This window comes from Pseudomonas sp. LBUM1653, assembly GCF_059716115.1.
Genome location: NZ_CP166803.1, coordinates 6,248,301 through 6,269,322, shown reverse-complemented (window position 1 = coordinate 6,269,322; position 21,022 = coordinate 6,248,301). Strand labels below are relative to the sequence as shown.

Here is a 21,022-nt window from a genome sequence, read left to right as displayed (position 1 = left end):
TTGCTTTCGCGAGCAGGCTCGCTCCCACAGGGGATCACCTACAACAATTAAATCGCCTTGCCATTGCTTTCCAACTGCCCCAACGGCACCCGCTTTTCGATGGCACTCGACAACACAATCGACGTCTTGCTGAAGCCAAACGTGGCAATCCGGTTGATCAAATCTTCCAGCTCCGGCATCGAACCCACCGCCGCCTGCATGATCACGCACGGGTCACCGGTCACGCGGTGGCATTCGGTCAGCTGCGGGATCTTGATCAGGTCGTCGTAGGCTTTCTGGTTGCCGTGCTGGTTCAAGCGCAGTTCGATCACGCACTGGATCGGCAAGCCAAGCTTGGCCATGTCGACCTTCGCCTGGTAACCGGTAATCACGCCGCTGGATTCGAGTTTGGCTACGCGTTCGGCCACGGCCGGGGCGGAGAGGTTGACCTTGCGCGCCAGGTCGGCGTAGGACGCGCGACCGTTTTCCAGCAGGGCGCTGAGCAGCATGCGGTCGTACTTATCCATCGAGGCAACTCCTGAAAATGACGGACTTTCGAAAACACGGTTTATAGCGCCGAACTCCGTGTTTTGAAAAGTGTACCGACGCTTTAAACAGGTTTTGTAACTTATTTTCCGGCGTCAGCCTTTCTAGAATAGCCGTTCACTTGTCTTGCCTGTGAGCTGCCCCCCCATGCCTGGTCTACGTCGCTTTCCCTTGCCGTTAATCGCTGCCTTTTTCGCGCTGTACGTGATTTGGGGCTCGACCTACCTGGTGATTCGCATCGGTGTGGAGTACTGGCCGCCGTTGCTGCTTGCGGGGATTCGCTTCGTCATCGCCGGGACCTTGATGTACGCCTTCCTGCGCTGGCGCGGGGCGCCGGCCCCGACCTGGGTGCAATGGAAAGCCGCCGGGATCATCGGCGTCTTGCTGTTGGCCTGCGGTAACGGTGCGGTCAGCGTGGCTGAACACACGGGCGTGGCCTCCGGTGTCGCTGCGTTGGCAGTGGCGACGGTGCCGCTGTTTACCTTGCTCTGTGGATATTTCTGGGGCGCGCGTAATACCCGTCTCGAATGGGCCGGGATTGCGCTCGGGATGATCGGCATTGCCATGCTCAACCTCGGCTCCAACCTGCAATCGAGTCCGCTGGGTGCGGCGTTGCTGATCTTTGCCGCGGCAACCTGGGCCTTCGGTTCGGTGTGGAGCAAACACCTGCCGTTGCCTCAAGGCGCAATGGCCAGTGCCGTGGAAATGTTGGTCGGCGGCGTAGTGTTGCTGATCGGTAGCGCTGTGAGCGGTGAACACCTGGAGAAGGTCCCACCCATCGAGGGCTGGGCGGCGCTGGCGTACTTGACCGTGTTCGGTTCGATCATTGCCTTCAATGCCTACATGTATCTGCTCAAGCATGTGCGTCCGGCGGCGGCCACCAGTTATGCCTACGTCAATCCGGCGGTGGCCGTGTTGCTGGGGATCGTGTTTGTCGGCGAGACCATTGGCATCGAGGAAGCGCTGGCCATGCTGGTGATCATCAGTGCCGTGGTGCTGATTGGCCTGCCGCAATGGCGCCGCACACCGCAACGGCCAGTGGTGACGGTGGTGCCGACAGAATCTCGTGTGAATTAGGGTAAACTGCGCGCCATTGCACACCTGTTTCGCACAATCGCGCTGAATTTTCCTACGGTACTCCCATGACTTTCGCCACCCTTGGCCTGATCGAACCCTTGCTGCGCTCCCTTGAGACGCTCGGCTACCAGACTCCGACGCCGGTTCAGGCACAAGCCATTCCGGCGGTGCTGGCCGGTCGCGACCTGATGGCCGCCGCCCAGACCGGCACCGGCAAGACCGCCGGTTTCGCCTTGCCGCTCCTGCAGTTGCTGGCCATGGAAGGGCCGAAAGTCACCGCCAACTCGGTGCGTGCGCTGATTCTGGTGCCGACCCGAGAACTGGCCGAGCAGGTTCACGAAGCGGTGCGCCAATATGCCGAGAACCTGCCGCTGCGTACCTACGCGGTGTACGGCGGCGTCAGCATCAACCCGCAAATGATGAAGCTGCGCAGCGGCGTCGACCTGTTGGTGGCGACCCCAGGCCGCTTGCTCGACCTGTTCCGCCAGAACGCACTGAAGTTCAATCAGCTGCAAACCCTGGTGCTGGACGAGGCCGATCGCATGCTCGACCTGGGTTTCTCCGAGGAACTGGCGAATATCTATAAGGCGCTGCCAAAGAAGCGCCAGACGCTGCTGTTCTCCGCCACCTTCTCCGACGATATCCGCCTGCTGGCCGGGCAGATGCTCAACGACCCGCTGAGCATCGAAGTCAGCCCGCGCAACGTCGCTGCCAATACGGTCAAGCAATGGATCGTGACGGTGGACAAGAAGCGCAAGCCAGAACTGTTCGTGCACTTGATGCGCAAGGGCAAGTGGAAGCAGGTGCTGGTGTTCGCCAAGACCCGCAACGGCGTGGACGCGCTGGTGGAAAAACTCCAGGGCCTGGGCATCAACGCCGATGGCATCCACGGCGACAAGCCCCAGGCGACCCGTCAGCGTGCGCTGGACCGCTTCAAGCTCAGTGAAGTGCAGATCCTGGTCGCCACCGACGTCGCGGCCCGAGGCCTGGATATCGAAGACCTGCCATTGGTGGTCAATTTCGATTTGCCGATCGTGGCCGAAGATTACATCCACCGCATCGGTCGTACCGGGCGCGCGGGGGCGACCGGCGAGGCGATTTCCCTGGTGTGCGCCGATGAAGTGAATCTGCTGTCGGCCATCGAGATGTTGACCCGTCAGACACTCAAGCGTCAGAACGAGCCGGACTTCGAGCCAGAGCATCGCGTGCCGGACACCGATGCCAGTGGTCAGGTGATGAAGAAGCCGAAGAAACCGAAGAAGCCCAAAGCGTCGGGTGGTGGCGGTAAACGCAATCTCGGCAAGTGGGTGGATAGCGGGGAAGCTGCGCCAGCGGAGCCTTCGATCAAGCCTGTGCGCAAGGTACCGGTGTTCAACACTGGGCCGCGTAAGCGCAAACCTTGATTAGCGGCGGCGTCTTGTAGGCCGCCTTCGCGAGCAGGCTCGCTCCCACAGTGGATCTCTGTGAACACACTATTTGTGAGCACCAAAGATTAAATGTGGGAGCGAGCCTGCTCGCGAAGGGTTCAACTCGGTCTTCAGCCCGTGCGCTGCAGCCATTCAACAATCCCCATTCCCGCCGCTCGCCCACTGGCGAAACACGCAGTCAGCAGATAGCCGCCCGTTGGCGCTTCCCAATCCAGCATCTCGCCCGCGCAAAACACGCCAGGCATTTGCTTGAGCATCAATCGTTCATCCATTGCTTCGAACAACACACCACCAGCACTGCTGATGGCTTCATCCAGCGGTCGGGTTTTCACCAGTGTCATTGGCAACGCCTTGATCGCTTTGGCCAGCAATGCCATGTCGGTAAAGGTTTCGGCAGATGTCAGCTCTCGCAACAACGCCGCTTTCACCCCGTCGATACCCAACTGGCTGTGCAGATGTTTAGCCATCGAGCGTGAGCCACGCGGCTTGCTCAATGCAGTCTGGATTTTATCCACAGGTCGGCCTGGAAGAAGGTCGAGATGAATGGTCGCCGAGCCGTGCTGGTTGATTGCTTCACGGATCAGTGCCGACAAGGCGTAGATCAAGCTACCTTCAATCCCGGTCGCAGTGATCACACATTCACCCAGCCTTGGCACGTCATCATTGAGGCCGATGGCAATGTTTTTCAGCGGCGCGCCGGCGAATTTGCTGATCATCAAATCACTCCAGGTCTGCACCTCGAAGCCGCAATTACTCGGTTGCAGGGGCGCGAGTCCTACACCGCGTTGCTCCAGTGGCAGCATCCACGCGCCGTCCGATCCCAGGCGCGACCAACTACCGCCACCGAGGGCAAGCAGTATGGCATCGGCTTGAATGGTTTTTTCGCCATCGGGGCTGTCGATGCGCAAACCGCCGCGATCATCCCAGCCGAGCCAGCGGTGGCGGGTGTGGATAACTACGCCGCTATCGCGCAAGCGCTTGAGCCAAGCGCGCAAAAGCGGCGCGGCTTTCATGTCTGTTGGAAATACCCGGCCGGAACTGCCGACAAAAGTTTCGATGCCCAGGTCATGTATCCACTGGCACAACGCATCGGCGCCAAAGCTGCGCAGCAGCGGCGCAATCTGCGGTGCGCGTTCGGCATAGCGCGAGAGGAAGGCCGGGTAGGCTTCGGAGTGGGTGATGTTCATGCCGCCGACGCCAGCCAGGAGGAATTTTCGCCCCACTGAAGGCATGCCGTCGTACAGGTCGACCTTGATCCCGGACTGACTCAACACTTCAGCCGCCATCAAGCCGGCGGGGCCGCCGCCGATGATGGCGACATTGGAAGGGGAGGAGGTTGAGTGCTGGGTCATGGCGTGGGCTGCGGATTGGCGGAATGAAGCCGGGCATTCTATCAGCCCAAATCCCTGTGGGAGCGAGCTTGCTCGCGATGGCGGCGGCACATTCAGCCTGTATGTATCTGACACACTGCTATCGCGAGCAAGCTCGCTCCCACAGGGGGCATCGGTGTATTCAAGAGCTGATCAAAAAACAACCGCCACGCTGTAGCCTATACGGCACATGGCCTGCAGTCCCTTTCCCGCAGGTTATCCACAGGCGGTTCCACAGGCATTGTGGGTAAAGCATCCACAACTCAGTGACAGCCTGATGACTGCCAGACCCGCTGGGCGCTGTGATGGAGGATGCCATGACGGCGGGCGAGAGCCTTACGGTCCTTGCTGTAGCCGCCACCGATCACTCCGACCACCGGAATGTCTCGGCCCAGGCAATGGCGCATGACGGCTTCATCGCGAGCGGCGACGCCTTGATCTGTCAGCTTCAGGTAACCGAGCGCGTCGTCCTTATGCACATCGACACCGGCGTCATACAGCACCAGGTCCGGCTGATAGAGGGGCAACAGGTAGTTGAGCGCATCGTCTACCACCTTCAAGTAATCGGCATCGCCCATGCCGTTGGGCAGTGGGATGTCCCAATCACTTTCGGCTTTGCGTGCAGGAAAGTTCTTCTCGCAGTGCAGGGAAACGGTCACAGCATCCGCAGTGTTGTGCAGAATTCGTGCAGTCCCGTCACCCTGATGCACATCGCAGTCGAAGATCAGCACCCGATTCACCCGACCACTCTCCAGCAGGAAACGGCTGATCACCGCCAGGTCATTGAAGATGCAGAACCCGGCGGGGTAATCGTAATGCGCATGGTGCGTGCCGCCAGCCAGGTGGCAGGCCAGGCCATGCTCCAGCGCCTGCTCCGCCGCCAGCAGCGAACCGCCGACCGCGCGCACCGTGCGCCGGGCAAGGGCTTCGCTCCAGGGCAGGCCGAGGCGTCGCTGGTCCTCGCGGGACAAATCGCCACTCATATAGCGCTCGATATACGAAGGGTCATGGGCGAGGGCGAGAATCTGCGGTGGGCACAACTGTGGACGCAGCAGGTCGGCGTCGCGAGTCAGGCCGCTGTCCACCAGGTGATCGTGCAGCAAGCGAAACTTGTCCATGGGGAAGCGGTGATCCGCCGGAAACTCGGGACTGTAGTCTTCGTGGTAGATCAGCGGCAGCGGCATGATGATTTCGTTTCGGAATGAGTGAAGGATCCTACCAGCGTTGTAGACTGACGGCATGGAATTGGGGGAGGGGGACGATGGAGCCGATACTGGAACTGGCGAGCGCGCGATTGCTGTTGCGGCAGTGGCGTGATGAGGACTTGCCGGAGTTTGCCGCGATGTGCGCCGATCCGCAGGTCATGCGCTATTTTCCGGCACCCTTGAGCCGATCGGAAAGTGCATCGTTGATTGGCAGGGTTCGCGAGCACTTTGCCGAGCATGGCTTTGGCCTTTGGGCGCTAGAGCGCAAAGACACCGGCCAGTTCATCGGTTTTACCGGTCTGGGCGTGGTCGGTTTCGACGCGCCTTTCACCCCGGCCATTGAAATCGGCTGGCGCCTGGCGCGCGAGCACTGGGGGCTGGGTTATGCCAGCGAAGCGGCATGGACCGCTCTGCGCTGCGGGTTTGATCGCTTGGTACTGAATGAAGTCGTGTCCTTTACCGCGGTCAGCAACCTGCCGTCGCAGAAAGTCATGCAGGCGATCGGCATGCATCACGATCCGGCCGATGACTTCGATCATCCCAGGCTTGCCCTCGATCATTCCCTGCGTCATCACGTGCTGTATCGCATCAGCCGTGAACAATGGCTGCAAACCTTGCATGGATAACCTGGCACGGACGTTTACAATGGCCCCTATGTTGGCACCGGCCAGAAACTGAATCGACCGACGCAGCCAGGACTGCGCGGCATTGCGTTGTGTGAGGAGAGTCTGAATGAGCCAAGTGTTGGATGATCTGGTCGACCTGCTGAGCCTGGAACCGATCGAAGAAAACCTGTTCCGTGGCCGCAGCCAGGACCTGGGATTTCGTCAGCTGTTTGGCGGCCAGGTGCTCGGTCAGTCGCTGTCGGCGGCCAGTCAGACCGTTGAAGAGGCGCGTCATGTGCATTCGATGCATGGCTATTTCTTGCGCCCTGGTGATGCCAAGTTGCCAGTGGTTTATTCCGTTGACCGGGTGCGCGACGGCGGCAGTTTCAGCACACGCCGGGTGACGGCGATCCAGAAGGGTCAGCCGATCTTCACCTGCAGCGCCTCGTTCCAGTACGACGAAGAAGGTTTCCAGCACCAGACACAAATGCCGCAAGTGGTCGGGCCGGAAAACCTACCATCGGAACTGGAGCTGACCCAGCAACGCGCTCACCTGATCCCCGAGCACATGCGTGAAAAACTGCTGTGCCCGAAACCGATCGAATTCCGGCCAGTCGCTGAGGAAGATCCCTACAACCCGACAGCCAGCGATCCGATCAAATACGTCTGGTTTCGCGCCGACGGCGCCTTGGCCGACTCCCCGGCATTGCACAAGTATTTGCTGGCCTATGCGTCGGACTTCGGCCTGCTGACCACTTCGATGCAGCCCCACGGCAAATCGGTTTGGCACAAGGACATGCAGGTCGCCAGCCTCGACCACGCGTTGTGGTTCCACGCTGACCTGCGCGCCGATGACTGGTTGTTGTACGCAATGGACAGCCCATGGGCCGGCAATTCCCGCGGGTTCTCCCGTGGCAGCGTATTCAACCGCGCCGGGCAACTGGTGGCCTCGGTCACCCAGGAAGGCCTGATTCGCCATCGCAAGGATTGGGCATGAGCCTGGCCGATGTGCGCCACTGGGTGTTCGACATGGACGGCACCCTGACGGTGGCTGTGCATGATTTCGCGGCGATTCGCGTAGCGTTGGCGATCCCGGCTGAAGCCGACATCCTGACGCATCTGGCGGCACTGCCGGTCGATGAAGCCAACGCCAAACACGCCTGGTTGCTCGAGCACGAGCGAGATCTGGCGCTAGGTTCGAAACCGGCACCGGGGGCTGTGGAGCTGGTGCGTGAATTGGCCGGCCGCGGTTATCGCCTGGGCATTCTCACGCGCAATGCCCGCGAACTGGCGCATGTCACGCTGGAGGCTATCGGCCTGGCCGACTGCTTTGCGGTAGACGATGTGCTGGGCCGCGATGAGGCGCCACCGAAGCCGCATCCTGGTGGATTGCTGAAACTGGCCGAAGCCTGGAATGTGTCGGCCAGCGAGATGGTGATGGTCGGTGATTACCGTTTTGACCTGGATTGCGGACGTGCGGCGGGAGCGCGGACGGTGTTGGTCAATCTGCCGGATAATCCGTGGCCGGAGCTGACCGATTGGCATGCGGCGGATTGTGTCGAGTTGCGGCAGATGCTGTCGGCTTGAGGGCCCTGCGCGGGCGCCGCCCTCGTTGCTACGGAAACAACGCCTGCTGCCCCTGCGGCGATGTAAACATCCCGTCCCCGTTATGCCCGACACCGGGCACTTCAACCAGTTGCTGCTGCAACCCTTGCGGTTGCAGCCGCTTCAGGTAAGCGAAGTAGTAGCGTCCCCGGGCCAATCGATACGGACCCTGGGCCTTTGCCTCACAGGTTTTATCCAGCGCTGGATGGTTCGGATCGACGTCCTTCTGCCCCAGCAGATAAACGATGTCGCGCTTGAGGTACTTTTCCTGCAGCAGCGCGGCAGTTTGTCCCTCTGCGTACGCAGGCAAATCTGTCAGCCCGTACTTCCAACGGTTGAATTGCGGACACCCTGCATGACTGAAGGCCACTGGCCGACGCTCATCGAAATAGGTGTAGGAAGAGGGGTTGGCGATCACATAGCGCATCTGCACGCCGGCGGCTTCCAGGGCCGACTGATCGTGGCCCAGCAAAGCGTAGCGCTGAACCACTTGAGCGCCCCCCGAGTGACCGGCAATGACGATTTGCTTCACATCCGGAAACTGCTGACGATCACCCAGGCGGGCGACGATTTCGTCCAGCGCGTCGTAGGTGCTCAGACGAAATGGCGCTGTGGATTCACCGCCGGCCATCCACTCATTACCCTGCCAGCGTAAAACGGTGTCCGCCACCGGGTGCTGCGCAACGTCGGTTTCATTGAGAAATTGCGGGGCGATCACCAGGGTCGTAGCGCTTTGCCCGGCCAGTTCGGCCGCGTGTTCGGCGGTCTGGAGATAGGTTTGCGCATTGCGCAGGCGACCATGGACGATGATCAATACGCGCTCGATTTTTGCCGGGGCCGGGCTTATGCCCACCGCGATCTCACCGGATTTCAACAGCAGGCGCCCGGGGCTGATTTCCTTGACCCCGTGCTCCGCAGCCTGGGACGTTACGCAGGTGAACAGTACGACTAACCACCACTTCTTCATTTACAGATTTTTCGCCGCAAAGGTATCGCACTGGCCAACCTGGCCCTGGGCGAATCCGGTTTTGAACCAGCGCACCCGTTGCGCTGACGTACCATGGGTAAATGAGTCCGGCACCACACGGCCCTGACCCTTTTGCTGCAAGCGATCGTCGCCAATGGCGTTCGCAGCGTTCAACGCTTCTTCAATATCGCCCGGCTCCAGCCAGTTCAGACGCTTCTGCGCATTGTTGGCCCAGACCCCGGCCAGGCAGTCGGCCTGCAGCTCCTGGCGCACCAGCAAACCACCATCGCCTTCCATCTGCCGGCCTTGCTGGCGGGCGACCTGCATCTTCGCCGAAACACCGAGCAAGGTTTGTACATGGTGTCCGACTTCGTGAGCGATCACGTAGGCCTGGGCGAAATCGCCCGCGGCAGCAAAGCGTTGGGACATCTCCTGGAAGAAGGCCATGTCCAGATAAACCTTCTGGTCTGCGGGGCAATAGAAGGGACCAGTCGCCGATGTTGCCAGTCCGCAGGCCGAATTGACCCGGTTACTGAACAGCACCAGGGTCGGATCCTTATATTGCCGGTCCGCCTGCTGGAAAATCTGACGCCAGGTATCTTCGGTATCGCCGAGAACCGAGCGGACGAACTCGGCCCCTTCATCATTGGCCGGTGGCGCCTTGCGCGTCTGGGACGTGGTCGGCGCCGATTGTTCACCCATCTGCCCGGTCAGTTGTCCGAGAATCTGCATCGGGTCCTGGCCTGTGATCCAGCCGATGCCTACGATCAGCACGATCGCCGTCAGGCTCAGGCCCTTGCCGCCACCAAAACGCATCCCGCCGCCACCGCCTCCGACATCATCGCCACGGGCATCGACCACGTTGTCGCTGCGTCGACCTTTTTTCCATAGCATGTGGGAATCCTCTGATGTTGCGGGTAAAGAACCGTGGGATGAGTGTTGCTGCTCAGTGGGAGCGGCGCCAGTCCGGTCGTCAGACAGCCATGAGTGGCAGCGGTTCTATCCAGGCAGTGACATTTGAGGCTTCATTGGCGGGCGGGTATCACAGGACATCGGCGGTGAAGGTGTCACAGGCCTCCGCCAGGCCTGTGGCAAATCCGGTCTTGAACCAGTTCACGCGCTGCCGGGAAGTACCGTGGCTGAATGTCTCTGGCCGAACCTGGGCATTGCGCGATCCTTGCAGGTGGTCGTCACCGAACGTTGCCGCGGCATGCAGGGCGGCATCTATATCCCCCGGCTCCAGCCAGTCCAGGCGCTGTTGCGCATGGTGAGCCCAGACACCGGCCAGGCAGTCGGCCTGCAACTCCGCGCGGACTTCCAGTCCGCCATCGCCGCTGACGGGTTGTTGCTCGAGCAAGGCTTTTTCGAAGGGTTCGGAGAGGCCTAGTTCAAGCTGTACGTGATGCCCGATTTCGTGAGCGATGATGTAGGCCCGTGCGAAGTCACCAACCACTGAAAACTGCTGCTCCAGCGTGCTGAAAAACTCGAGGTCGAGATACACCTGCTGATTGCTCGGGCAATAGAACGGGCCACTGCTGGAACTGGCGAAACCACAGCCCGAGACCACGCCGTTGTTGAACAGCGTCAGGGTGGGGTGTGGATAGTGCCGGCCCATTTGCGCAAACAGTTGGTCCCAGGTGTCTTCGGTATCGCCCAACACTGACTGAACAAACATCAGCTGCAGATCTTCTTCAGGCTCTATCGATGGTTGAGGGAGGGGGCGGTTCAGGGTGTAGGAGGGCGCGAGCGCAGGAGCGTCCGGTGACGTTTCAAGTGTCGAATAAAGTCCTGCGCTGGCCAGGGCGACGGCGGCCAGCCCGGCAGCCAATGTTGTCCCTGTAAGCATGCGGGCATCCTTGCCCTCGCGTGTGTCGTCCACGTTTTTGCTGCGTCTTGCCTTGTTCCATAGCATGTTAGCGGTCTCTCATAGATTGATGGGGCGTGTAGCCAAGTCTATGAATAACCGCACTGGCAAAGGCGTGTGGGTGAAATGTGTAAGGTTTGGTAAGGCCACAGTCAATGCGATGGCTGTCGCACATCGAAAGTGGCCCTTTCGCGGTTATCGATCGAACGCGTCCCACACGGGTGCAAACTCCGGACTGACTTGGCGCTCGCGCTTGGACAGGCCGGCGATCAGCGCACGATCCTGATCATCCAGGTTGACGGTGAGCGCTGCCAGGTTAGCCAATTGGTTTGCCTCGCTGCTGGCCTTGGGGATAGCAGCCACATTCGATTGATCCAGCAGCCATTTGAGTGCGACCTGGGTCGGCAATACCCCGTGTTTGGCGGCAATCTGCTGGATAACCGGAACATCCGACACCTTATTGCGTGCCAGCGGCGAATAGGCCGTCAGTGCCAGATCCTGTTGACGGGCGTAGTCCAGCAGAGCGTTTTGGCCAAGCAGCACGTGGTACTCGACCTGAATGGCTGACAGCGGCGCGCCCAGTTCCTCGACTACTGTGCGCAGCAGGGGCAGCGGGAAATTCGCCACGCCGATATTGCGCGCCAGCCCCTGCTCCTTGAATGACACCAGGGTTTCGATCGTACGCGGCAAGTCCCAATCGGTGCTGGGCCAATGGATCATGAAGAGGTCGACGTAATCGCTGCGCATAGCCTTGAGGCTGCGGTCCATGGAATGTCGCATGGCGTCGGGTTGCAGCTGGTCCCACCAGACTTTGCTGGTGACATGGACGTGTTCGCGGGGTGTCGGGCTGTTCACCAGCGCCTGACCGACAGCGTCCTCATTGTTGTAGGCCGCAGCGGTATCGATGTGTCGATAACCCATCGCCAGGGCCTGTTCCACGGCTCGGGTGCATTCCTCACCAAGCATTGGCCAGGTGCCGAGGCCGAGCTTGGGCATGTTCAAACCCTGGGCATTAACGATGTGCGTCATGGTCGATCTCCTTTTCATAAGCAGTGATGCCGGCGATATGGCGCGCGGCGATGTAGCCGAAAGTCAGCGCCGGCCCCAGGTTGATGCCGCCAGCGGGGTAGTGGCCGCCCATGATGCTGGCCATGTCGCCTCCCGCCGCATACAGGCCGGTGATGGCCTGGCCCGAGTCGTCGAGGACCTGGGCGTGTTGATTGACCTTGAGCCCGGCAAAGGTGCCGAAACAACCCGGTTCGACTTTCACGGCATAGAACGGCCCTTGTTCGATCGGCGCGACGCAGGGGTTGGGCTGCTGCAGCGCATCACCCTGTTTGCGGTTGTAGGGCGTTGACCCGCGGCCGAACTGCGGGTCTTGGCCGTTACGCGCGTATCGGTTGTAGTCCGCCACGGTCGTGCGCAAGCCGACCGGGTCGATTCCGCAGGCCTGTGCCAATTCCTCCAGGGTCTTGCCGGTTTTGAGATAACCGCTGCGGATAAAGGATGACAGCGGTACCGGAAACGGCCGGGAAATGCCCAGGCCATAACGTCGCTGAAAGCCATGACTGCAGATCAGCCAGGAGGCCACTTCTTCCCCGGGCGGGGCGCAGGCGACCATGGCCGTCACATAGTCGTAGTAGCCGTTGGCTTCGTTGACGAAACGCTGGCCGTTGCTCAGCACGCCGATGATCCCCGGCTTGCCGCGCTCGATGATGTGCGGGAAGTGGCCGCTGCTGCCATCACGGTGTGGCACTCGTGAAACCGGTGCCCAGGCCACCGGCGATGCCTGGTTGGTGTCGACTCGGGCGCCGACGCTCTCGCCAAGCCGCAGGCCATCGCCGGACACACCGAGGGGCGGCAGTGCCAAGTGTTCGTGTCCGGTCGGCGTGCGGGGGAACAGAGCCTTGCGCCGTTCGATGTCATTGGCGAAACCGCCGGCCGCAAGCACCACGGCCTTGCGTGCCTTGATGCGAATCGAACCTTTGGCGGTGCGAACCACCGCACCTTGAACCTGATTGTTCTCGCGCAACAGCTCGGTAACCGGTGCCGACTCCCACAGCAACACGCCAAGATCGTCGGCGGATTTCGCCAGGCGCGCTACCAGCGCCACGCCGTTGACCAGTTGCATCGCCCGACCATGCACGGCGAGGTCGAGCAAATGGCGAGTGAAACGCTGTGTAACGTGCCAGGTCGCCGACAACGAACGGGTCAGGTTGAGAAACGCGGTAAGGTCTGCGCCCGCCATGATCGGCATGCCCATGAAGGCTGTTTCGCGCATGGTTTTACGCAGTCGCTTGAGCAGCTTGCCGACATTGCGCGCGTCATAGGGTGCAGCGATCACCGAACGCCCACCGGTACCGGCGCCCGGCGTGTCGCCATGAATGTCGGCAATCGCGTTGCCGTCGGCGAATTGCAGCGAGGTGTGTTGTTCAAAGAACGCCACCATGCGCGGAGCGGCTTCCAGGAAGGCATCGATCATCAAAGGGTCATACCGATCGCCCAGTTCGTGTTTCAAGTAAGTGCGCGGTTGTTCAACGTCTTCGACGATGCCTGCGCGTCGGGCCAGGGGATTGCACGGTACCCACGCCCAGCCACCGGACCAGGCGGTGGCACCGCCCAAAACCGGGTCTTTTTCCACCACTATCACTTTCAGGCCATGCCATGCCGCCGTCACGGCCGTTGCCAGTCCGGCCGCACCGGAGCCGACGATCAGCACATCGCAGTCGATGTCGGGAGGGCAATACGGTTGGGCAGGCATGGTTTAAGCTCCGGGGTTTATTATTTTGGAATCTGGTTCCAGAAAATATATGAGGCCGGAAGAGGGCCGGCAAGTCGAGGCTGCGTAAAGCGGGCGGTAATCGGACAGGCAGTTCCAGATTTCGCATTCCTGACGTTGTCTTCTAGAATCGAGCAAATTTTGTGTGGATATCCCCATGGCCGGCAGTCAGATCGAACGTGTTTTCAGTGTGCTTGAAAGCCTTACCAGCGACCCTCGTGGCCTGCCGATGCAGGTGCTGGCGGAGCAACTGGGCATCCCCAAAAGTGCCACTCACCGGTTACTTGCCGAGCTGATCCGGCTCGGCTATGTACGGCAGAATCCGGACAACTTGCGTTATCACTTGTCGACCAGGCTGGTGGCGATGGGTTTCCGTTATTTGTCGAGCAGCGGTGCCGATATCGTGCAACCGGTGCTCGACCGGCTGGCTCAGGAAACCGGCGAACTGGTGCGCCTGGGGGTCATCGAAGGTGAGCGCCAGACCTGGATCGCCAAGTCTCAGGGGGCTCGTTCCGGGCTGCGCTATGACCCGGACATGGGCCGAGATGCACCGCTGTTCTACACCGCCTCCGGTCATGCCTGGCTGGCGTGCATGAGCGATGCCGAAGCCTTGTCGCTGGTGGAACGCCAGGCGGCGGACCGGCCTTTGGATCTGGGCCCAAATGCCCCAAGGTCCAACATTGAATTGCTTGAACGCTTGCGCCTGGCACGGGAGCAGGGCTACGCCTGTGTCGAGGAAAGTTCGGCGGTAGGCACCTCGGCGATTGCCGCGGTGGTGCGCCATCCCGGTGATGGTCGGGTGATCGGCGTGCTCAGCATCGCCGGACCGAGTGCGCGGATGCCAGGGGCGCGGCTGCACGAACTGGCGCCGTTGTTGTTGGCGTTTACCGATGAGTTGTCGGCGGCGAGTCTGGCGTCGGAGCTATTCAGCTGAGTCCTGCACAAAACCCCTGTGGGAGCGAGCCTGCTCGCGAAAGCGGTGTAACAGCTGGCATTGATTTCGACTGACGCTCCGTCTTCGCGAGCAGGCTCGCTCCCACATTTGATAGGGGGTGAGCTTGCTAAAGCTGTGCGCTGTTCGAACACTTTCAATGCACGCTTGTGTAAGAATCTGGAACCAGGTTCTAAATTGTCGGAATTCATCCTCCAACAATAACCACAAGAGGACCGCTCCATGAGTTCGCCCCTTCGAATTGCCCTGATCGGCGCTGGCAACATGGGCCAGCAGCATTACCAGCATCTCAAATCCCTGACTGATGGGACCCTGTGCGCTGTGGCCGATCCGGGTCCGCAAGCGGCAGGTCTCGCGGCTGAATGGGGCGTGGGGTATTTCGCCGATCATCGTCAGATGCTGGAGCAGGCAAAGCCAGACGCCGTCATTGTCGCCAATCCGAATACCCTTCACGTCAGCACTGCCCTCGACTGCCTCGCTGCGGGCGTGCCGGTGCTTCTGGAAAAACCGGTGGGCGTGCACATGGATGAAGTCCGCGAGCTGGTGGCGGCTTCGAAAGCCACGGGCGTACCCGTGCTGGTGGGCCATCACCGTCGCCACAATCCGTTGATCGTCCGCGCCCATGAACTTGTCCACAGTGGTGCACTGGGTCGACTGACCACGGTGACGGCGCTCTGGCAGTTGCGCAAGCCCGACAGCTACTTCGAAACACCCTGGCGCCGCGAGGCCGGTGCGGGAATGTTGCTGACCAACCTGATTCACGACCTCGATCTGCTGCGGCACTTGTGCGGCGAAGTGCGGCAGGTTCAGGCCATCACCAGCAACGCGGTACGCGGGTTTGCCAATGAAGATTGCGCGGCAGTGCTACTGCAATTCGACAACGGTGCGCTGGGCAGTCTGACCGGGTCCGATGCGGTGGCGGCACCTTGGAGTTGGGAGCTGGACTCCGGGGAAAACCCGGTTTACCCGCGTCAGGACGACCAACCCTGCTACTTGCTGGCCGGGACCGGCGGGGCGTTGAGTATTCCGCAACTCAAGCGTTGGCATTACGCAGAAGCTGATGGTGGATGGCATGAGTCGTTGGTGCAGACTCAGGAAAGTTTCAGTGGCGATGAAGCCTTGCGTTTGCAGTTGCAACACTTCGTGCGCGTCGCGCGCCGGGAAGTCGAGCCGTTGGTGAGTGTTGCCGATGCCGCCCGTACTCTGGCTTTGATCGAAGCCATCCGCGAGGCCGCCGAAACCGGCCGCGCTTGCGCACCATCCTGGATCGAGGGTTGACCATGAGTGAACGAATCTTTTCCCTGGCCAGTCTGACCGTGCTGGAGTTGTCACCGCCGGACATGGTCGAGGTCGCGGCACGAGCCGGTTACAGCCATGTCGGCTTGCGCCTGGTGCCGGCGACGCCGCAGGAACACCATTTCGCGCTGTTGGCAGATGACGATCTGCGGCGCCAGACCCTGGCGCGTCTGCGCGATACCGGCATTCGTGTATTGGATGTTGAAATCCTGCGGCTTAAACCGGACACCGTTGTTGCCGATTTCGAGCAGGTGCTGGCAGTGGGTGCCGAATTCGGTGCCAGTGAGTTGCTGGTGGCGGGTAACGATCCTGACGAGCAGCGGCTGACGGAAAATTTTGCAAGGCTATGTGATCTGGCGGCGCCTTACGGGCTGCATCCGCACCTGGAGTTCATGCCCTGGACCGACGCGCGCGATTTGCAGCAAGCCGTGCGCATCGTTGAAAAGGCCGAGCGTGAAAACGCGGCGGTGCTGGTCGACGCCTTTCACTTCGATCGCTCTGGGTCGCGGCTGGAAGATCTGGCCAGGGTTGGCCCCTCACGGTTACGGTATGCGCAGTTGTGTGACGTGGCGGGGCCCAGGCCGCAAGACATGGCCGAGATCTTGCGGCAGGCGCGTAATGAACGGCGTTTTCCCGGCGATGGCGATTGTGATCTGCCGGGGCTGTTGCGGTGTTTGCCGGCTAACATTCCATTGAGCCTGGAGATTCCCACCGTGCAACTGCTGGAGCAGGGCGTGAGTGGGCTGGACCGGGCGCAGATGGCATTGAGTAAAACCCGGGAATTGCTCGCGCGGCTGACCTAGGTCCCGCGAAGCTTTTGATTTTGAACAAGGAACCCCAATGACCGTCAGCACCCCGCTTTCCGGCGTCAATCAGCCCTTCAAAGGGATCCTGCTGATCGTTGTCGCAACCTTCCTGTTTTCCAGCCATGACGCATTGTCGAAGTACCTTTCCGGGTTCTATCCGATCGTCATGGTGGTCTGGGCGCGTTATGTGGTGCATACCTTGCTGATGGCCGGGATATTCCTGCCGCAATCCGGGCTGCGCGTGCTGCGTACCAAGCGGCCGCTGCTGCAGCTGATTCGGGCGTTATGCCTGTTGGGTACCAGCCTGTTCTTTACCACCGGGTTGATGTACATCCCGCTGGCCGAGGCAACGTCGGTCAACTTCCTCGCACCGGTGCTGGTCACGGCGTTGTCGGTGCCGCTGCTCAAGGAACGGGTGACGCGGGGCCAGTGGCTGGCGGTGATTTGCGGGTTTATCGGGGTGCTGATCATCGTTCACCCCGGTGGTGATTTATTCACTCCGGCGGTGCTACTGCCGCTGTGCTCGGCGTTGTTTTTCTGCTTCTACCAACTGCTGACTCGCAAGCTCAGTGAGATCGACAGCCCTACCACCAGCAACTTCTTTGCCGGGCTGTGCAACACCCTGATAATGAGTGCGCTGGTGCCGTTCTTCTGGCAGGTGCCGACTTTGCTGCACGGCGCAATGATGCTGGCGCTGGGCGCCTGTGGGATGACGGCGCACCTGTTCTTGACCCAGGCCTTCCGCCATGCGGCGCCGGCCTTGCTGGCGCCCTTCAGCTATTGCCAGATCGTGTTCGCCGGCCTGCTGGGCTGGCTGCTGTTTTCCCACACGCCAACCCTGACCACTATCGTCGGGATCGCCATTATTTGCTGCAGTGGCCTGGCGGCGGCATGGCAACAAAGCCGCCGCTGAGGTCACTCAAAACCTGAAGCGCACCACCAGATTTTGCAGGCCCGCGGCCAATTGCGACAACTCCTGACTGGTGGCGCTGGTACGGGTAGAGGCATCAGCACTTTGCAGTGACAGGTCGCGGATGTTCAGCAGATTCCTGTCCACCTCGCGGGCCACTGCGGCTTGCTCTTCCGATGCGCTGGCGATCACCAGGTTGCGCTCGTGGATCTGCTCCATGGCCCGGGTGATTTGCGCCAAGGCGATGCCGGCCTGTTCGGCGATCGACAGGGTCTGGGCGACGCGCTGACTGTTGCTGTGCATCGACAACACCACACTCTCGGTATCACCCTGAACCCGGCCGATCATCTGTTCGATTTCCCGGGTCGATTGCTGGGTGCGATGGGCCAGTGCGCGCACTTCATCAGCGACCACCGCAAAACCACGCCCGGCTTCCCCGGCCCGGGCCGCTTCGATCGCGGCATTGAGCGCCAGCAGGTTGGTCTGCTCGGCGATGGCGCGAATCACGTCCAGCACCTTGCCGATTTCCCGGGATTGCTCGGCCAGGGTTTGCACTTGTTGCAGGGCCGTGCCGGCATCGGCGCTCATTGCCTGAATCGAGTCCAGTGTCTCGATGACTCGCGCCTGGCCCTGACTGGCCTGCTGTGTCGACTGGCGTGTGCTGTCAGACGTCGAGACTGCATTGCGTGCGACTTCTTCCACGGCAACCGTCATCTCGTTGACCGCGGTGGCGGCTTGTTCGATTTCGTTGTGTTGCTGCTGCAGTCGCCCGGAATCCTGATGAGTGCTCTGGTTCATTTGCTCGGCAGCTGCGTTCAGTTGCTTCGATGCGGCGCTGATCCGTTGCAGGGTGTCGCGCAAGCTGCTCTGCATGATCGACAGGGCAGTGAGCAAGCGCGCCGTTTCATCGCTACCCTGGCTCTGTATCGGCGTGCCGAGATCGCCGGCGGCTACTTGCTCGGCCACTTCCACTGCCTGGCGGATGGGCACCACGATGCTGCGAATCAACAGCCAGGCGAGAAGCGCGGTCAGCAGTGACACGCCAAGCAAGGCCCCGAACACCGTGACCTTCACCTGGCCATAGAGCGTGTCGGCTTGCGCTGCTGACTGACTGACTTCGTTGGCGGTGAGCGCCACCAGTTCGGCGAACTGGTCTCCGGTCTGGGTCGAGTAATCCTGGATTTTGCCATTGAGCAGCGCGGTCATTTCTTCGAGGCGGTTTGCCTGCGACAGGCTTTCGTATTGCGCCAGCGCCTGACGGTAGCGGGTGACCGTCGCAACGAAATTTTCGTACGGGACCCGGTTGTAGTCACCTACGAGCGGGGTGAACTTGTCCAGTGCTTGTGCAAGCCAGCCCTGCACTTGATGCAGGCGTGTGACGGTCGCGTCGAGCACCTTGGGCTCACGATTAAGCGCCATGCGCAGGCTGAGCACGCGAATGCTCAGGACGTAGTCGCGAATTTCTCCCAGATAACGGGTGCTGGGCAGGGAAACGTTTTCGGTGTGCTGGCCGGTGGCACGCACTTCGGCCACTTGCTTGAGGGCGAACAAACCTTGCAACAGGACCAGCAAGGCGATGAGGCCGAAGCTGATCATGGCGCGCTTGGCGATGCTCAGGTGACCTGGCGACATGGTTTGACCTCCTTGGCATGAGTGAACATTCATGAATTCATAAAAAACAGGCACAAAAAAAGCGCAGGCCCGAAACCGGGCCTGCGCCGAGGGAACATCAGTCTTCTACTTTCGGAATCTTGCGCGGTGCCATGAAGTACATCCAGATCAGCGCGATGAAGTACATCGCCGGGATCAGGGTGAACAGCACCGTGTAGTTGTTGTTGGTGACGGTCAGGATGTGGCCGACCAACTGGGTCATGAACATCCCGCCAATCGCCGCACACATGCCGCCGAAACCGAACACCGTACTCATCATGTGCTTGGGCGTGTAGTCCATCACCAGGCTCCAGATGTTCGCGGTCCAGGCCTGGTGCGCGCCAATGGCCAGGGAAATCGCGGCCACAGCGACCCACAGATTGCTGGAGCCCGCCGCCATGATCACGCCGATGATGCAGCAGGCGAACAGGAACATGGACATCAGTCGCGCCTTGATCGGGTTGACGCCGCGACCGATGAGGAACGAGGACAGGATCCCGCCACCGACACTGCCGAAGTCGGCGGTGAGGTAGATGATGATCAGCGGAATGCCCATCTGGGTCACGTTGATGCCCAGGTTGTATTGCTGATTGAGGAACGGTGGCAGCCAGTACAGGTAGAACCAGAACACTGGCGCTGTGATCGAGTAGGCGAGGGCGAAGGCCCAGGTGCCGCGCATGCGCAGGATTTTCGAGAACGGTACGCGAGCTTGTTCCGGTTCCACTTCGTTCTGGATGTAGTCCAGTTCCGACTGTTTGACGCTTGGGTGATCTTCCGGGTTGAAGTACTTCAGACCCCAGAACACCAGCCAGATCCCGCCCAATGCCGACATGCACAGGAACGCCGCCTGCCAGCCCCAGACGTGGAGGATCAGCGGCAACAGCATCGGGGTGAACATGGCACCGACGTTGGTACCGGCGTTGAAAATACCGGTGGCCACGGCGCGCTCGCCGGCCGGGAACCACAGGCGCGTGGTTTTCACACAGGCTGGGTAGTTGGCGGCTTCGGTCAGGCCGAGAATGAAGCGGCAGACCATGAAGCCGAACGCCGAAGTGGCCAGCCCGTGGGCACCGGTCGCCAGGCTCCAGAGCAGCACGGCGCAGAAGAACACGCGCTTGACGCCGACCCGGTCGATCAAGCGGCCTTGTATCACGAAACCGATGGCGTAGCCGACCTGGAACCAGAAGTTGATGTTGGCGTAGTCCATCGCCGTCCAGCTCATTTCCTTGGCCAGGATGGGCTGCATGACGCCGAGAGCGGCGCGGTCGATGTAGTTCAGGGTGGTGGCGAAAAACACCAGCGCCAGCATGCCCCAACGGGTTTTGCCGACAGCCATGGCGCCGCGGATTTTGTCGCCGATGCCGCCAGAGGCAGCGCTCATGGCCGGAGCCATGCGTGAGCTAGGTGTAGGATTCATGTGTGCCATCCGTTCAATGACTGACAAGCAAAGCTCGTCGGGACTTCAAGGGCGCGTGATCAATCGATGGCGATGGGCGCAGGACTGATCGGCTGGTTTCGTCGTCTGACGGTTTATTCAGCGAGCGGCACGGGGATGCCGGCGGTGCGCAAGGTTCGGATGGACGCCAGGCAGGGCGTAATGACGGTGGTTCGAGTGAGCAAGGCGTTGAATGAGCGCATGAGCATATACCCGGTTTTTGAAATTTTTATGTGGTGTTCAGGGTCTTTGGTAACTGAGGCCGGCGGTTCATGACCGGACTCAATGTGGTGTTGATGTTGCGCATTGAGCAAAAAATCGTCAATTCGTCAAAGGCCATTGTGTTCGATAATCGCACGCAAAACTAACTGGGTAGTACACTTTGAATTGCTGTGTGGGGTCGCGCAGCCAATAATTCACTCAAAGCTAAACGCGATCCCTGTAGGAGCCCGGCTTGCCGGCGATGGCGTCCGCGAGATCGCCGGCAAGCCGGGCTCCTACAGGGATTGTCAGTGCCCCAAACAAGATTGCCTCCACCACCGGGAGTCG

Annotated in this window: 18 protein-coding genes and 2 pseudogenes; 9 read left to right on the top strand and 11 right to left on the bottom strand. The window is 60.7% G+C overall.

Annotated elements, in window-relative coordinates; all coding sequences use genetic code 11:
- Nucleotides 1–47: 47 nt before the first annotated feature.
- On the bottom strand, nucleotides 48–506 hold the full coding sequence (locus ACA054_RS28305; RefSeq protein WP_497687131.1) for an Lrp/AsnC family transcriptional regulator: 459 nt from the start codon (nucleotides 504–506) through the stop codon (nucleotides 48–50).
- Nucleotides 507–672: 166 nt separating this feature from the next.
- Between ACA054_RS28305 and yedA the strand changes: the two genes are divergently transcribed.
- Together yedA and rhlE1 are read left to right on the top strand one after the other, a co-directional pair.
- A complete protein-coding gene (gene yedA, locus ACA054_RS28300; RefSeq protein WP_497687130.1) occupies nucleotides 673–1,602 on the top strand; it encodes a drug/metabolite exporter YedA in 930 nt (309 codons plus the stop codon).
- 65 nt (nucleotides 1,603–1,667) lie between these two features.
- Complete coding sequence (gene rhlE1 / locus ACA054_RS28295; protein ID WP_497687129.1) at nucleotides 1,668–3,005, top strand: RNA helicase RhlE1; 1,338 nt, start codon at nucleotides 1,668–1,670, stop codon at nucleotides 3,003–3,005.
- 134 nt (nucleotides 3,006–3,139) lie between these two features.
- On the opposite strand, the gene ACA054_RS28290 is transcribed toward rhlE1, so the two are convergent.
- Both ACA054_RS28290 and ACA054_RS28285 read right to left on the bottom strand, forming a co-directional pair.
- Nucleotides 3,140–4,381, bottom strand: a complete 1,242-nt coding sequence (locus ACA054_RS28290; protein ID WP_497687128.1) for a TIGR03862 family flavoprotein — start codon at nucleotides 4,379–4,381, stop codon at nucleotides 3,140–3,142.
- Nucleotides 4,382–4,662: 281 nt separating this feature from the next.
- Nucleotides 4,663–5,583, bottom strand: a complete 921-nt coding sequence (locus ACA054_RS28285) for a histone deacetylase family protein (protein ID WP_497687127.1) — start codon at nucleotides 5,581–5,583, stop codon at nucleotides 4,663–4,665.
- A 77-nt stretch (nucleotides 5,584–5,660) separates the two neighbouring features.
- Between ACA054_RS28285 and ACA054_RS28280 the strand changes: the two genes are divergently transcribed.
- From ACA054_RS28280 to ACA054_RS28270, 3 genes are all read left to right on the top strand, one after another.
- Nucleotides 5,661–6,230 (top strand): GNAT family N-acetyltransferase, encoded by a 570-nt coding sequence (locus ACA054_RS28280; RefSeq protein ID WP_497687126.1) that lies wholly within the window; start codon nucleotides 5,661–5,663, stop codon nucleotides 6,228–6,230.
- 106 nt (nucleotides 6,231–6,336) lie between these two features.
- A complete protein-coding gene (tesB, locus tag ACA054_RS28275; RefSeq protein WP_497687125.1) occupies nucleotides 6,337–7,206 on the top strand; it encodes an acyl-CoA thioesterase II in 870 nt (289 codons plus the stop codon).
- Nucleotides 7,203–7,796 carry an HAD family hydrolase gene (locus tag ACA054_RS28270; protein ID WP_497687124.1) on the top strand — a complete coding sequence of 198 codons (594 nt, stop codon included), beginning with the start codon at nucleotides 7,203–7,205 and terminating at the stop codon, nucleotides 7,794–7,796. The genes tesB and ACA054_RS28270 overlap by 4 nt, the downstream gene beginning before the upstream one ends.
- A gap of 28 nt (nucleotides 7,797–7,824) precedes the next feature.
- Here ACA054_RS28270 and ACA054_RS28265 read toward each other — a convergent pair whose 3' ends face one another.
- From ACA054_RS28265 to ACA054_RS28245, 5 genes are all read right to left on the bottom strand, one after another.
- Nucleotides 7,825–8,781: an alpha/beta fold hydrolase gene (locus tag ACA054_RS28265; RefSeq protein ID WP_497687123.1), complete on the bottom strand. Its 957-nt coding sequence runs from the start codon at nucleotides 8,779–8,781 to the stop codon at nucleotides 7,825–7,827.
- Nucleotides 8,782–9,675: a KPN_02809 family neutral zinc metallopeptidase gene (gene ypfJ / locus ACA054_RS28260; RefSeq protein WP_497687122.1), complete on the bottom strand. Its 894-nt coding sequence runs from the start codon at nucleotides 9,673–9,675 to the stop codon at nucleotides 8,782–8,784.
- Nucleotides 9,676–9,823: 148 nt separating this feature from the next.
- Nucleotides 9,824–10,693, bottom strand: coding sequence for a KPN_02809 family neutral zinc metallopeptidase (gene ypfJ, locus ACA054_RS28255; protein ID WP_497687121.1), 870 nt, complete (start codon nucleotides 10,691–10,693; stop codon nucleotides 9,824–9,826).
- Nucleotides 10,694–10,840: 147 nt separating this feature from the next.
- A complete protein-coding gene (locus ACA054_RS28250) occupies nucleotides 10,841–11,674 on the bottom strand; it encodes an aldo/keto reductase (RefSeq protein WP_497687120.1) in 834 nt (277 codons plus the stop codon).
- Nucleotides 11,658–13,406, bottom strand: a complete 1,749-nt coding sequence (locus tag ACA054_RS28245) for an FAD-dependent oxidoreductase (RefSeq protein WP_497687119.1) — start codon at nucleotides 13,404–13,406, stop codon at nucleotides 11,658–11,660. Before ACA054_RS28245 ends, ACA054_RS28250 begins: the two co-directional genes overlap by 17 nt.
- Nucleotides 13,407–13,581: 175 nt before the next feature.
- On the opposite strand from ACA054_RS28245, the gene ACA054_RS28240 reads away from it, so the two are divergent.
- From ACA054_RS28240 to ACA054_RS28225, 4 genes are all read left to right on the top strand, one after another.
- Entirely contained in the window at nucleotides 13,582–14,358 is a 777-nt protein-coding gene (locus ACA054_RS28240) for an IclR family transcriptional regulator (RefSeq protein ID WP_497687118.1), read from the top strand.
- A 240-nt stretch (nucleotides 14,359–14,598) separates the two neighbouring features.
- Nucleotides 14,599–15,654 (top strand): Gfo/Idh/MocA family protein, encoded by a 1,056-nt coding sequence (locus tag ACA054_RS28235; protein ID WP_497687117.1) that lies wholly within the window; start codon nucleotides 14,599–14,601, stop codon nucleotides 15,652–15,654.
- A 2-nt stretch (nucleotides 15,655–15,656) separates the two neighbouring features.
- Nucleotides 15,657–16,475 carry a sugar phosphate isomerase/epimerase family protein gene (locus ACA054_RS28230; protein WP_497687116.1) on the top strand — a complete coding sequence of 273 codons (819 nt, stop codon included), beginning with the start codon at nucleotides 15,657–15,659 and terminating at the stop codon, nucleotides 16,473–16,475.
- Nucleotides 16,476–16,512: 37 nt separating this feature from the next.
- Nucleotides 16,513–17,391, top strand: a complete 879-nt coding sequence (locus ACA054_RS28225) for a DMT family transporter (RefSeq protein WP_497687115.1) — start codon at nucleotides 16,513–16,515, stop codon at nucleotides 17,389–17,391.
- A gap of 6 nt (nucleotides 17,392–17,397) precedes the next feature.
- On the opposite strand, the pseudogene ACA054_RS28220 reads toward ACA054_RS28225, so the two are convergent.
- The 3 genes and pseudogenes from ACA054_RS28220 to ACA054_RS28210 form a co-directional block, all read right to left on the bottom strand.
- Nucleotides 17,398–17,895, bottom strand: a pseudogene (locus ACA054_RS28220) (methyl-accepting chemotaxis protein); the annotation flags it as partial.
- Nucleotides 17,896–18,252: 357 nt separating this feature from the next.
- A pseudogene (locus ACA054_RS28215) lies at nucleotides 18,253–19,020 on the bottom strand (MCP four helix bundle domain-containing protein); the annotation flags it as partial.
- Nucleotides 19,021–19,117: 97 nt separating this feature from the next.
- Nucleotides 19,118–20,455 (bottom strand): MFS transporter, encoded by a 1,338-nt coding sequence (locus ACA054_RS28210; protein WP_497687114.1) that lies wholly within the window; start codon nucleotides 20,453–20,455, stop codon nucleotides 19,118–19,120.
- Nucleotides 20,456–21,022: the final 567 nt, after the last annotated feature.